The organism is Fuscibacter oryzae (assembly GCF_016765795.1).
Classification (GTDB): Bacteria; Pseudomonadota; Alphaproteobacteria; order Rhodobacterales; family Rhodobacteraceae; genus Fuscibacter; species Fuscibacter oryzae.
Genome location: NZ_JAESVP010000001.1, coordinates 503801 through 514806 on the forward strand (window position 1 = coordinate 503801; position 11006 = coordinate 514806).

The window sequence follows — 11006 nt, forward strand, 5'->3', positions numbered from 1 at the left end:
GGGCAACCGAGAGGCGCCATGTCCTACATCCCCTTCCCCAATATCTCGCCAGAGATTTTCACCATCAGCCTTGGCTCTTGGGAGTTCAGCCTGCGCTGGTATGCGCTGGCCTATGTCGCGGGACTGTTGATCGGCTGGAAGCTGATCGTGACCATCCTGAAGTCGCCGCGCCTGTGGCCGAACGGCGCCCCGATGCAGCCCGAAGCGGTAGAGCGGTTGCTGACCTGGGTCATCCTTGGCGTCATCATCGGCGGGCGACTGGGTTATGTACTGATTTACGATCCGGCATTTTTCTGGGCCAACCCGTCGCAGATTCCCGTCGTCTGGCATGGTGGCATGTCGTTTCATGGCGGTTTTATGGGGGTTGTCGTCGCGGGGATCCTGTTTTGCCGAAGGGAGGGCATCCCCATGCTGACGATGGCCGATCTTATGGCCATTGCCACACCTGCTGGCCTGTTCTTTGGCCGCATCGCCAATTTCATCAACGCAGAGCTGTGGGGCCGCCCCACCGACCTGCCCTGGGGCGTGGCCTTCCCGGGCGAGGCGGCGCAAAGCTGCCCCGACCTCTTGACCATCTGCGCCCGCCATCCCAGCCAACTTTATGAGGCGGCGCTGGAGGGCCTGGTGCTGTTCGCCGTTCTGGCCTGGGCCATCTGGCGCGCAGGCTGGCTGCGCTATCCGGGGCGCGTGGCGGGGCTGTTCTTTGCTGGCTATGGCCTGTCGCGCTTTGCCGTCGAATTCGTTCGCCAGCCCGATGCGCAGTTCATCACGCTGGGCAATCCCTTGGGGTTGGCGCTGCATCTGGGCGGCTATGGCCTGACCATGGGGCAACTGTTGTCGCTGCCGATGATCGTGGCGGGCATCTGGTTCATCGCCCGCGCAAGGGCCGCATGACGGCGCTGGCCGATATTCTGAAGGCCCGCATTGCCGCCACGGGGCCGATGCGGCTGTCCGATTACATGGCCGAATGCCTGCTGAACCCCCAGCACGGTTATTACTCCATGCGCGACCCCTTTGGCACGGGCGGCGATTTCATCACCGCGCCCGAAATCTCGCAGATGTTTGGCGAGCTTTTGGGCCTTGCCCTTGCGCAATACTGGCTGGACCTTGGCCGCCCTGCCCCCTTTACGCTGGCCGAGCTTGGCCCCGGCCGGGGCACGCTGATGGCCGATGTGCTGCGCGCCACCCGCGCGGTGCCCGGCTTTCACGCCGCCGCAAAGGTGCATCTGGTTGAGGCCAGCGCCACCCTGCGCCGCGTCCAGCGCCAAACGCTGGGCGATCACACCGTCACATGGCTGGACCGGGCCGAAAGTTTGCCGCAAGCGCCCCTGTTCCTTTTGGCCAACGAATTCTTCGACGCGCTGCCCATCCGCCAGTTCACCCGCGATGCTGCAGGATGGCGCGAAACCATGGTCGGGCTGGAAGGTGACAATTTGCGCCTTGGTCTGTCCACCCCCGGCCCCTTTGGCGCGGTAGAGGACCGTCTGGACGATACCACGCCCGGCGATGTGGTGGAAATCTGCCCTGCCGCCGGGCCGGTCATGGCCGGGGTCGGCCAACGCATCGCCGCCCACGGCGGGCTGGCAATGATCATCGATTATGGCAACTGGACCTCGCTGGGCGATACGTTTCAGGCGATGAAAGCGCACCGCTTTACACACCCCTTGGCTGAACCGGGCGAGGCTGACCTGACGGCCCATGTTGCCTTTGAACCCTTGGCTGATGCGGCCCTGCCCGCCAACCATGCCTTTGTGAATCAAGGCTATCTGCTGACCACGCTTGGCATTGGCGCGCGCGCTGACCGGCTGGCGCAGGGCCTGACCGGCGCGGCGCTGCTGGCGCATCAGGCCGCCACTCGCCGCTTGACCGCACCCGAGGAAATGGGACACTTGTTCAAGGCGCTGGCTATCTTTCCGCCCGGTGCCCCGCTGCCGCCCGGATTCGCATGACCCTTGACCTGATCACTTCAGCATCCCTGGCCCCGCGCCACGGGTTTTTCACCCGCAAGGGCGGGGCGTCCTCGGGCATTTTTTCGGGGCTGAACTGCGGCACCGGGTCAAGTGACCAAAGCGAGATCGTGGCCATCAACCGTGCCCGCGCTGCGGCCGCCCTTGACCTTGCACCAGAGGCGTTGGTGTCGCTGCATCAGGTGCATTCCGCCGATGTGATCGCCGTGACCGGCCCTCTGGCAGACAAGCCCCGCGCCGATGGCGTGGTTACCGCGACCCCCGGCCTTGGCCTTGCCATCCTGACCGCTGATTGCCAGCCCGTGTTGTTTGCCGATGCGGGCGCAGGTGTGATCGGGGCCGCCCATGCCGGATGGCGCGGTGCAAAAGAGGGGGTGCTGGAAGCGGTTCTGGACGCGATGGAGAGCTTGGGCGCCAGCCGGGCAAACACCGCCGCCGTGATCGGGCCCACGATCAGCCAGCGCGCCTATGAGGTTGGGCCTGAGTTTTTTGAGGCCTTTACCGACGACGACCGCGCAACCAACCGCTTTTTCACCAGCGGTTCGGGCGACCGGTATCTGTTCGACCTGCCGTCCTATGGCCTGTGGCGGCTGCGGCAGGCGGGGGTGGGCAGCGCCGAATGGACCGGCCATTGCACCTATTCTGATCCGGCGAGATTCTTTTCCTTCCGCCGCACCACCCATGCGGCCGAGGCGGATTACGGGCGTCTGATCTCAATCATCCGTCTTTAGGGTGCGCCTTTTGGCCCGGATTTTGGCGCTTTTGGCGCAACAATCTGGCCATATCATTTCCCAAAAAGAAACAAGTTATGGAAAATCAGTCCTTTACAAACAAGGCGTCACCGCCACGGTTCCCGCCCCTTTGCGCCCTCAATTCCGCGTTTCAGTCCAACCTGCGCCGCAAAGCCCTGCGAAACATGGGGCATACCGGAAAACCGGACCAGACCAGGAGAGCAAGATGACCAAGCAGCGCCGCTGGATGAAATCCGCTATCGCCGCCTCGATCGAGGTTCAGGTGGCCTTACCTTGGGCACGCGCCACCCGCCGCCGTCCCGAGGCGATGAAAACCAAGCCTCAACAGCCGATCCGGGCGCTTGCCGCCCGCTAAGTCCCCGCAAATGTGGCAGGGGCGATTCGTCTTTTGGCAGAGCGCGCCCCGCCCCAGTCACCGCTTTTGTAACGAGTTTTGTGAACAGTTTGCGTTGCTACAGGTACTTTGTGTTGCAATCTATGCGTAATGTGCAGACCCCTTTGACAACCCTGACGCGTTTCGCCTAAATTTCCCCTTAGTTGCCCTAAGATGATGGCGGCTGGGGAAATTGTAAGACCCTACTGGGCTGCCCTCGCCGCGCCGGACACCTTGTTCGGTCATGTTCGGTCAAGGCCGCCCCGGCGTTCTCTGGCGCCACATAAGGGGCGGCCTGAGCATTTCAGGCCTCCCCTTTTCACCCATGCGCCCCGGCTATCCCTTGAACCACCCGGCATATTCGGCGCGCAGCAGGTTCTTTTGCACCTTGCCCATCGTGTTGCGTGGCAAATCGGCCAACACAATCGCCGCCTTGGGTTGCTTGAACCGCGCCAGCCGGTCGCGTAGGCCCGCCAGAACCGCCTGCGTATCCAGTATCACGCCTTTTTGCGGTGTCAGCACGGCAAAGACCGCCTCGCCAAAATCCGGGTGTGGCAGGCCGATCACCGCGCTTTCCAGCACGCCGGGCAGTTCATCCAGCAACATCTCGACCTCTTTGGGATAGATGTTGAATCCGCCGGAAATGATCAGATCCTTGGCCCGGCCCACGATGGTCACATAGCCATCGCTGTCCAGCGTGCCCAGATCGCCGGTGATGAACCAGCCATTCTCGCGCAGCTCTTCCCGCGTCTTCTCAGGCATCTGCCAATACCCCTGAAACACGTTCGGCCCGCGCACTTCGATCACGCCGACCTCACCCGACGCCACCGCACCCGCCTCGCCCATCAGCCGCAACTCCACCCCCGGCAAGGGCTGACCCACCGTTCCTGCCCGCCGGTCGCCGGCATAGGGGTTAGAGGTGTTCATGTTCGTTTCCGTCATGCCATAGCGTTCCAGAATGCGATGACTGGTACGGGCCTCAAACTCCCGATGGGTCTCGGCCAGCAGCGGGGCCGACCCGGAAACGAACAGCCGCATATGCCCGGTCAGCGCCCGGTCGAACCGAGCATCGTCCAAAAGCCGCGTATAGAAGGTTGGCACCCCCATCATCGCCGTCGCGCGCGGCAGCAAACCAATCACCTGATCAGCGTCAAAACCGGGCAGGAAAATCATCGCGCCGCCCGTCAGCAGGCTGATGTTTGACGCCACGAACAGCCCATGCGTGTGAAAGATCGGTAGCGCATGCAGCAGCACATCATCTTTGGTGAAGTGCCACAAATCAGCCAGCACCTGCGCATTCGACAACAGGTTGCCGTGGCTCAGCATCGCCCCTTTTGATCGCCCAGTCGTGCCCGAAGTGTAAAGGATCGCCGCCAGATCACCGGCCCCGCGCGCAACAGGTGCAAAGCTGTCGGGCTGCCCCGCAGCAAGTTCGGCCAGTTCGCCGCCGCCCGTGGCCCCCAGCGTGATAAGCCGCGCACCATTCCGCGCCGCAACCGGGGCCAGCGCCGCCTGCCGGACCGGATCGCACAGGAACACCCTTGGCGTGGCATTGCCCAGGAAATACTCCACTTCCTCGGGCGTATAGGCGGTGTTCAGCGGCAAAAACACCGCGCCCAAGCCGACGGTCGCCGCGTAAACCGCCAGCGCCTCGGGTGATTTCGCCACCTGCACCGCCACCCGATCACCGGGCAGCACGCCAGCGACCCGCAGGGCGTGGGCCTGCCGCGACACCAACCGCAGAAAGGCATCACCCGTGATCTCGCGCCCGTCGGCCAAGATCAGCAGCGCCGTCTCACGACCGGAAAGCGGGGTAAACAAGGCATCGAACAGCGTATTCGTCATGGCGTGGGCTTCCTTCAGCTCTTGCCACGGTTCTGCCACGGCCAAGGCAGTTTGCTCAAGCTGCGTCACAACCCGCCCGCGAAAGGCGCCAAAAACACCCTTTGGCGGACATTTTCCTGCCCCGGTTCGCTTGCAAGTTGAATTTATGTAAAACGGGAGGAAGCAATGCAGCTTTACCGCAACCTGATCGCCCTGCTGGGTCGCAAGTCCACCACCGCAGCCCCTGATGCGTTCGCTGATCGCCTGTCGCGGATCGGCCTGCGCGAAGCCCGCCGCAGCCAGGTCTGCTCGGCGCTCTTCAGATATTCACCTCAACACCTGGAAGCCTGAGCGCCTTCAACAGATCGCGCACCTCCTGACGTGCAGCGACATTCGAAAGGTTCAACTGGTCCACGCCAGTATCTTTCAGGTCCAGCACCGTCAGGCCGCGCGGAAACAGTTCGCGAAAGATCACCCGCTCGGCAAAGCCAGGCGCGACACGAAAGCCGATCCGGCGCGACAATTCTTCCAGCGCCGCGCCTACCTTGCGCTTGTTGTGCATCACCTGCGCGCCAACGCGATTGCGCAAAACGATCCAGTCGATGGGCTTCAGCCCGGCCTGCGCCCGCAATTGCCGCGCATTCCATACCATTTCCGAATAGATCGACGGCCCGATGATCTTGCCTGTCTCGGCATCAATCCGCGCCAACAGGTCGAAATCGACAAAACTGTCGTTCAGGGGCGTAATCAGCGTATCGGCCAGCGAATGGGCCACCTGACTTAGCCGCGTATGGCTGCCGGGGCAGTCGATGATGATGAAATCGCTGACGGGTTCCAGTGCCGCCACCGCCGCCGACAGCCGCGCATCATAGGGGTTTTCGCCGGGCAGCATCTGCGCCGGTTCCACCTCTGGCAGATCGCGGTAATCGGGCGAGGGCAGGTCGATTCCGGTGCGCGACAGATAGGCGCGGCGGTTTTCGACATAGCGACCAAAGCTTTTCTGCCGCAGATCCAGATCAAGCGCCCCAACCCGGCGCCCCATCCGCACCAGCGCCGTCGCCACATGCATCGAGGTGGTGGACTTGCCCGATCCGCCCTTCTCGTTTCCGACGACGATGATATGCGCCATTCTTTCCCCCGGCAGATTTCTTGCAGCATTCATAAGCGGCAAGGCGCCGGGAAGGAAGCGGCAAGGCGCCGATTACCGCCCTGTTGCGGGCCCAAGGTCACGTTTTGCCGCCGCCTGCCGTCGCGCCCCGCGTAAGCTGGCCAGCCGCAACAGCCGCCGGAAGGTCGGGCATTCCAGATGCGACGGCGCCCGGCAATCAGCAACATGGCGCAAGGTGTCGCGCAGCGCGGCCAGATCGCGGATCTGACGGTCCAGATCATCGGCCCGCGCGCGCAACTCGCCACGGGGAATATCGGGCCTGCCGTCCTTGCCAATCATCCCGGCAATATCGGCCAGCGAAAAGCCCGCTGATTTACCCAGCGCCACCAGCGACAATCGCAACAACGCCTCTGGCCCGTATTGGCGGCGCAGACCATGGCGGCCTTCGGACGCGATAAGCCCGATCTCCTCGTAATAGCGCAAGGCAGAGGGCGGCAGGCCAGTGCGGGCGGCCAGCGCCCCGATGTCCAGCGATTTCATTATTGACCTCAAGTGAACTTTAAGTGGCAGATTGCCTGCCTTGGATGATTCGAGCAAGCGAGGTTCCCATGTCTGCCCTCTCCCTGACCGCACCCCGTACCCGTCTTGCGACGGCAGGCCCTGCACTGGCGATGCTGCTGGCGTCCTTGGGCACCAGCATTGCCAACATCGCCCTGCCCCGCCTTGCCGAGTCGTTTCAGGCCCCCTTTGGCGTGGTTCAGTGGGTAGTGCTGGGCTACCTGTTGGCCGTGACCGTCGCAATTGTCGCAGCCGGGCGGCTGGGCGACCGCTTTGGCCACCGCCGGATGCTGGCGGCGGGCCTGTGGGTCTATACCCTTTCCGCAGCGCTGGGTGCCATTGCCCCTTCGGTCTGGGTGCTTATCATTGCGCGGGTGGCGCAGGGCTTTGGCGCGGCACTGATGATGGCGCTTCCGGTGGCGCTGTTGCGAGAGACGACGCCTCCAGAACGGCTTGGCCGTGCGATGGGGCTGATGGGCACCACATCGGCCATTGGCACCGCCCTTGGCCCGGCGCTGGGCGGGGCGCTGATCGCCGCCGCCGACTGGCGCGCGACCTTTGCGCTGCTGGCTGGACTGGGGCTTGTTGCGTTGGCTGTGGTGGGCGGTGGCGGGCAAGCCACTGGCGCGGCCCGCCGCTTGCCCGACCGGGCGGGGGCGGTGCTTTTTGCTTTGGCCGTCATGGCCTATGCCCTTGCGATGACAGCGGGGCCGCGCAATCCGGCGTGGATGGCCGGGTTGTTGCTGGGCGCGGTTGTCGGAATGGGGGTGATGCTGGCGGTCAGCCGACGCGCAGCGATGCCATTCCTGCCCGTATCCTCTCTGGCTGCACCGGGGCTGCGGGTGGCACTGTTGGCAAACATGCTGGTGACGACGGTGATGATGGCCACATTGGTCGTCGGCCCGTTCTATCTGACGCGTGGGCTGGGCCTGACCGCGTGGCAGGCCGGGCTGATCATGGCTATCGGGCCGGTCACCTCGGCCCTGACCGGCGTTCCGGCAGGGCGGCTGGTGGACAGCGTGGGCAGCCTGCTCGTTGCGCGGATCGGGTTGGCAGTCAGCATCACCGGGGCGCTGCTGATGGCCATGCTGCCCGCTCGGATCGGGCTTTGGGGATATGTTGCCGCCATTGCCCTGATGCCGCCCGGCTTTCAGTTGTTTCAGGCCGCGATCACCACACGGGTGATGGAAACCGCCGTGGCTTCAGAGCGCGGACTGATCTCTGGCCTGCTAAGCCTGTCGCGCAATCTGGGTCTGGTGACGGGGGCCTCGCTGATGGCGGCGGTCTTTGGCTGGATTGCTGGCAGCCAGAACATCGCAGGCCTTGGAGCGGCAGCGGCCGGTCAGGGGTTGGCGGCAACCTTCTTGCTGGCGGCAGGCCTGCTGGTCGTGGCCTTGGGGTTGACCCGCATCATCCGGCGCTGAAAACGAAAAGGCCCCGGAAAACCGGGGCCTTTCCTGTCAGAAGGGCGTTGGCTCAGAAACCAAGGCCCGCGTACTTGTTCTTGAACTTCGACACGCGGCCGCCGGTGTCCATCAGCTTGGCGGTCTGGCCGGTCCAGGCGGGGTGCGACAGTGGATCGATGTCGAGCGACAGCGTTTCGCCTTCCTTGCCCCAGGTGGAGCGGGTGGAATAGGTCGTACCGTCGGTCATTTTCACTTCGATGAAGTGATAGTCGGGGTGAATACCGTCTCTCATGGCAGCCGCTCCTTACTCGGATTTCGCTTTGTAGGTCGAATCTTCCGCGATCCGGGCCGACTTGCCGCGGCGCGAGCGGAGGTAATACAGCTTGGCGCGACGGACCTTGCCGCGGCGCACGACATCGATCGAATCGATGTTGGTCGAGTACAGCGGGAACACACGCTCCACGCCTTCGCCGAACGAAATCTTGCGGACGGTGAACGAGGCAGAGATGGTCGCGCCACCCTTGCGGCCGATCACGACGCCTTCATAGTTCTGCACGCGGGTCCGGGTGCCTTCGGTGACCTTGAAGCCAACGCGAACGGTGTCGCCGGCCTTGAAGTCTGGGATCTTCTTGCCAAGCGCAGCAATCTGCTCGGCCTCAATCTGTGCGATCAGGTTCATCGCCTGTCTCCTGTTGCTCGCGGTTAGGGTCCGCGAAGTGAAGCCGTTCCAGAGCTCCTGGTCTTCGATCGAGTCCCCGCGATGACCGCGAGCCCGCCGGAGATGGAAAGGCGTTTTCCTGTACCTTTTCCTGCGGCCCAGCCCGCCGAAGAAGACGGGTTCGATAGCAAAAGGAATCGGGTCCGGCAGGCTTTCACCCCGGACTGGCCGCGTATAGGGGGGATGGGGGTTCGGGTCAAGGGCCAGCAGGGGCTACGGCGGCACCGGATTTCACGCGCAAAATTCCGGTTATCAATTTGATATTAATATATAAAATATTGAAGATTAGGGGTTTGTTGAGAGGTTTTCGGTGGGTGGTGCGTGCGAAGCACGCATCCCACGGCGTGGTGGCGGTATGGGCGCGGCTTCCCACCCTCTCTTTCAAGGGAACGCGTACTACCCCTTGCTCCGATACTTGGCCCACAGATCGGGGCGGCGAGTGGCAGTGATCTGTTCGGCCTGGGCGTGGCGCCATTTGGCGATGGCGCCGTGGTTGCCGCTGGTCAGTACCTCTGGGATATCGGCACCCTGCCAGCTTTGCGGGCGGGTGTATTGCGGGTGTTCCAAAAGGCCGTCGGAAAAGCTTTCTTCCTCGGTCGAGGCCTGGTTGCCCAGAACGCCGGGGCGCAGGCGGACGGTGGCGTCGATCAGGGCCTGTGCCGCAATCTCGCCGCCGGTCAGCACGAAATCGCCCAACGAGACCTCTTCAATCTGCCAATGGTCCAGAACGCGCTGATCGACCCCTTCGAACCGGCCACACAGCAGCGTGACGCCATCGCAATCGGCCAGACGACGGGCGGTGGCCTGATCGAACGGCCTGCCGCGGGGCGAGAGGTACATCACCGGCCAGCGGGCACGGTCGGTGCTGGCGCCCTGCATCGCGGTGCGAAGGGCAGCATCCACCACATCGGCACGCAGCACCATACCCGCGCCGCCACCGGCGGGCGTATCATCGACATTGCGGTGCTTGCCTTCGCCAAAGCCGCGCAAGTCGTGGGTTTCCAGCCGCCACAGCCCCATATCCAGCGCCTTGCCCATCAGCGACAGGCCAAGGATGCCGGGAAAGGCATCGGGGAACAGGGTGACGATGCGGGCCTCCCACGCCCCTTTCAGGCGCGGCTGTTCGTCCATCAGATCGCGCGGCTTCAGGCTGGCGCGGATGGAAAGGCGGCCATGGGATTTGGGCGGTTCTTCGGTCATGGGGGCCTTGTAACCGAAGGGGGAAGACGGCGGAAGAGTGTGCGAAGGCCGCTTAGGCCGCATCCGGGCGCGCAGTGGCGGCAACTTCGTCATTGGCCATCTCTACGCGGGCGGCCCGCTCTGCCGCCTCGGCGCCAAGCCGTTCCATCTCTTCGGCCATCCACGGGTCCCAGATCAGCCGTGCCAAAGGCACCGACAGAAAGCTGAGAGACAGAGGAAACCACGCAGGCCAGCCGACCACCGCGCCAAGCGTGCCGCCAATGCCCCGGCCAACGCCGAACAGCACCGCAACAAGCAGGCATTGCGCCACCACTTGCGTCAGCGCATGCAACAAAACGGCGGGATCGCACCACTGTGCCGCGCTGCGTGGCCAGGCCTGCGGGCGAAGCACGATCAGCCACAGCGTGAAGATCATGGCAAAGGCGTAAACCGCAGGCCAGCCTGCCCCACCCAGCCCCGCCAGCAGCGGGCCAAAATACAAAAGCGCCATTGCCGACATCAGCAAGGTCGCACGATCGAACATTCTGGTGTTTGCCATTCTGGCACCGTCCCGCTGTTGTTGTCGGCGCCTTGCGGCGCGGTCTAGTCCAACCCCTCGGGCAGATCGACGACGATCTTGCGGGCGGTCAGATCAACTGTGGGCACAGCAGCAAGCGTGAATGGCACCATCAGGGCAGATTTGAGGCCGGAGCCGGAAACTTCCAGAATATCGCCTGCGCCATGATTGTGAACCGCCTGCACGGTGCCAAGAGCAGCACCCCCGGTATCCTGCACGGCAAGGCCTATCAGGTCTGCGTGGTAATATTCGTCATCGGGCAGATGCGGCAAGCGCGCCCGGTCGGCATAAAGCTGGGTGCCGCGCAGGGCATCGGCCTCTTCCTTGGTCTTGACGCCCTGAACGCGGGCACCAAGGCCCCCGGCAACTGGCCGGGTCAGGGTGATGCGAAAGCTGCGCGCGCCGTCTTCGGTATAAAGCGGGCCGTAATCGGCGATGGCCGTGGGCTCGGCGCAATAAGATTTCAGGCGAACTTCGCCCGCCACGCCGAAGGCTCCGGCAATTGCGCCGACACAGATGCGGTCAGGGTCTGTCATCGCCCATC

The 11006-nt window shown here is 63.8% G+C and carries 14 protein-coding genes; 6 read left to right on the plus strand and 8 right to left on the minus strand.

All coding sequences use genetic code 11. The features are described 5' to 3' along the window. Nucleotides 1–18: 18 nt before the first annotated feature. From lgt to JI744_RS02445, 4 genes are all read left to right on the plus strand, one after another. Complete coding sequence (lgt, locus tag JI744_RS02430; protein WP_202657907.1) at nucleotides 19–894, plus strand: prolipoprotein diacylglyceryl transferase; 876 nt, start codon at nucleotides 19–21, stop codon at nucleotides 892–894. Next, nucleotides 891–1949, plus strand: coding sequence for a class I SAM-dependent methyltransferase (locus tag JI744_RS02435; RefSeq protein WP_202657916.1), 1059 nt, complete (start codon nucleotides 891–893; stop codon nucleotides 1947–1949). Before lgt ends, JI744_RS02435 begins: the two co-directional genes overlap by 4 nt. After that, nucleotides 1946–2698 carry a peptidoglycan editing factor PgeF gene (pgeF, locus tag JI744_RS02440; protein ID WP_202657918.1) on the plus strand — a complete coding sequence of 251 codons (753 nt, stop codon included), beginning with the start codon at nucleotides 1946–1948 and terminating at the stop codon, nucleotides 2696–2698. The genes JI744_RS02435 and pgeF overlap by 4 nt, the downstream gene beginning before the upstream one ends. Before the next feature lie 226 nt (nucleotides 2699–2924). Then, entirely contained in the window at nucleotides 2925–3074 is a 150-nt protein-coding gene (locus JI744_RS02445) for a hypothetical protein (RefSeq protein WP_202657920.1), read from the plus strand. 354 nt (nucleotides 3075–3428) lie between these two features. Here JI744_RS02445 and JI744_RS02450 read toward each other — a convergent pair whose 3' ends face one another. Continuing rightward, the gene (locus JI744_RS02450) at nucleotides 3429–4937 is read right to left on the minus strand and encodes a malonate--CoA ligase (protein WP_202658244.1); all 1509 of its coding nucleotides are present in this window, start codon (nucleotides 4935–4937) and stop codon (nucleotides 3429–3431) included. 165 nt (nucleotides 4938–5102) lie between these two features. On the opposite strand from JI744_RS02450, the gene JI744_RS02455 reads away from it, so the two are divergent. After that, the gene (locus JI744_RS02455; RefSeq protein ID WP_202657922.1) at nucleotides 5103–5267 is read left to right on the plus strand and encodes a hypothetical protein; all 165 of its coding nucleotides are present in this window, start codon (nucleotides 5103–5105) and stop codon (nucleotides 5265–5267) included. Here JI744_RS02455 and JI744_RS02460 read toward each other — a convergent pair. Both JI744_RS02460 and JI744_RS02465 read right to left on the minus strand, forming a co-directional pair. Beyond that, nucleotides 5236–6045, minus strand: coding sequence for a division plane positioning ATPase MipZ (locus JI744_RS02460; protein ID WP_202657924.1), 810 nt, complete (start codon nucleotides 6043–6045; stop codon nucleotides 5236–5238). The genes JI744_RS02455 and JI744_RS02460 overlap by 32 nt on opposite strands. Nucleotides 6046–6117: 72 nt before the next feature. Further along, nucleotides 6118–6564 carry a helix-turn-helix domain-containing protein gene (locus JI744_RS02465; protein ID WP_202657926.1) on the minus strand — a complete coding sequence of 149 codons (447 nt, stop codon included), beginning with the start codon at nucleotides 6562–6564 and terminating at the stop codon, nucleotides 6118–6120. 68 nt (nucleotides 6565–6632) lie between these two features. Here JI744_RS02465 and JI744_RS02470 point away from each other — a divergent pair, with 68 nt between their 5' ends. Then, entirely contained in the window at nucleotides 6633–8006 is a 1374-nt protein-coding gene (locus JI744_RS02470) for an MFS transporter (RefSeq protein ID WP_202657928.1), read from the plus strand. Nucleotides 8007–8058: 52 nt separating this feature from the next. Here JI744_RS02470 and rpmE read toward each other — a convergent pair whose 3' ends face one another. The 5 genes from rpmE to rimM all read right to left on the minus strand — a co-directional run bounded on the left by rpmE (nucleotide 8059) and on the right by rimM (nucleotide 10998). Continuing rightward, the gene (gene rpmE / locus JI744_RS02475) at nucleotides 8059–8280 is read right to left on the minus strand and encodes a 50S ribosomal protein L31 (protein WP_202657938.1); all 222 of its coding nucleotides are present in this window, start codon (nucleotides 8278–8280) and stop codon (nucleotides 8059–8061) included. A 12-nt stretch (nucleotides 8281–8292) separates the two neighbouring features. Beyond that, entirely contained in the window at nucleotides 8293–8667 is a 375-nt protein-coding gene (gene rplS, locus JI744_RS02480) for a 50S ribosomal protein L19 (RefSeq protein ID WP_202657939.1), read from the minus strand. A gap of 435 nt (nucleotides 8668–9102) precedes the next feature. After that, entirely contained in the window at nucleotides 9103–9906 is an 804-nt protein-coding gene (trmD, locus tag JI744_RS02485) for a tRNA (guanosine(37)-N1)-methyltransferase TrmD (RefSeq protein WP_202657941.1), read from the minus strand. A 52-nt stretch (nucleotides 9907–9958) separates the two neighbouring features. Next, nucleotides 9959–10444 (minus strand): hypothetical protein, encoded by a 486-nt coding sequence (locus JI744_RS02490; RefSeq protein WP_202657943.1) that lies wholly within the window; start codon nucleotides 10442–10444, stop codon nucleotides 9959–9961. 44 nt (nucleotides 10445–10488) lie between these two features. Then, complete coding sequence (gene rimM / locus JI744_RS02495) at nucleotides 10489–10998, minus strand: ribosome maturation factor RimM (RefSeq protein WP_202657945.1); 510 nt, start codon at nucleotides 10996–10998, stop codon at nucleotides 10489–10491. Nucleotides 10999–11006 lie beyond the last annotated feature (8 nt).

Coding starts and splice junctions, on each gene's coding strand:
- lgt (WP_202657907.1), top strand. CDS start 19: ATGTCCTACATCCCCTTCCCCAATATCTCGCCAGAGATTTTCACCATC.
- JI744_RS02435 (WP_202657916.1), top strand. CDS start 891: ATGACGGCGCTGGCCGATATTCTGAAGGCCCGCATTGCCGCCACGGGG.
- pgeF (WP_202657918.1), top strand. CDS start 1,946: ATGACCCTTGACCTGATCACTTCAGCATCCCTGGCCCCGCGCCACGGG.
- rpmE (WP_202657938.1), bottom strand. CDS start 8,280: ATGAGAGACGGTATTCACCCCGACTATCACTTCATCGAAGTGAAAATG.
- JI744_RS02455 (WP_202657922.1), top strand. CDS start 5,103: ATGCAGCTTTACCGCAACCTGATCGCCCTGCTGGGTCGCAAGTCCACC.
- JI744_RS02465 (WP_202657926.1), bottom strand. CDS start 6,564: ATGAAATCGCTGGACATCGGGGCGCTGGCCGCCCGCACTGGCCTGCCG.
- JI744_RS02470 (WP_202657928.1), top strand. CDS start 6,633: ATGTCTGCCCTCTCCCTGACCGCACCCCGTACCCGTCTTGCGACGGCA.
- trmD (WP_202657941.1), bottom strand. CDS start 9,906: ATGACCGAAGAACCGCCCAAATCCCATGGCCGCCTTTCCATCCGCGCC.
- rplS (WP_202657939.1), bottom strand. CDS start 8,667: ATGAACCTGATCGCACAGATTGAGGCCGAGCAGATTGCTGCGCTTGGC.
- JI744_RS02490 (WP_202657943.1), bottom strand. CDS start 10,444: ATGGCAAACACCAGAATGTTCGATCGTGCGACCTTGCTGATGTCGGCA.
- JI744_RS02450 (WP_202658244.1), bottom strand. CDS start 4,937: ATGACGAATACGCTGTTCGATGCCTTGTTTACCCCGCTTTCCGGTCGT.
- JI744_RS02460 (WP_202657924.1), bottom strand. CDS start 6,045: ATGGCGCATATCATCGTCGTCGGAAACGAGAAGGGCGGATCGGGCAAG.
- rimM (WP_202657945.1), bottom strand. CDS start 10,998: ATGACAGACCCTGACCGCATCTGTGTCGGCGCAATTGCCGGAGCCTTC.
- JI744_RS02445 (WP_202657920.1), top strand. CDS start 2,925: ATGACCAAGCAGCGCCGCTGGATGAAATCCGCTATCGCCGCCTCGATC.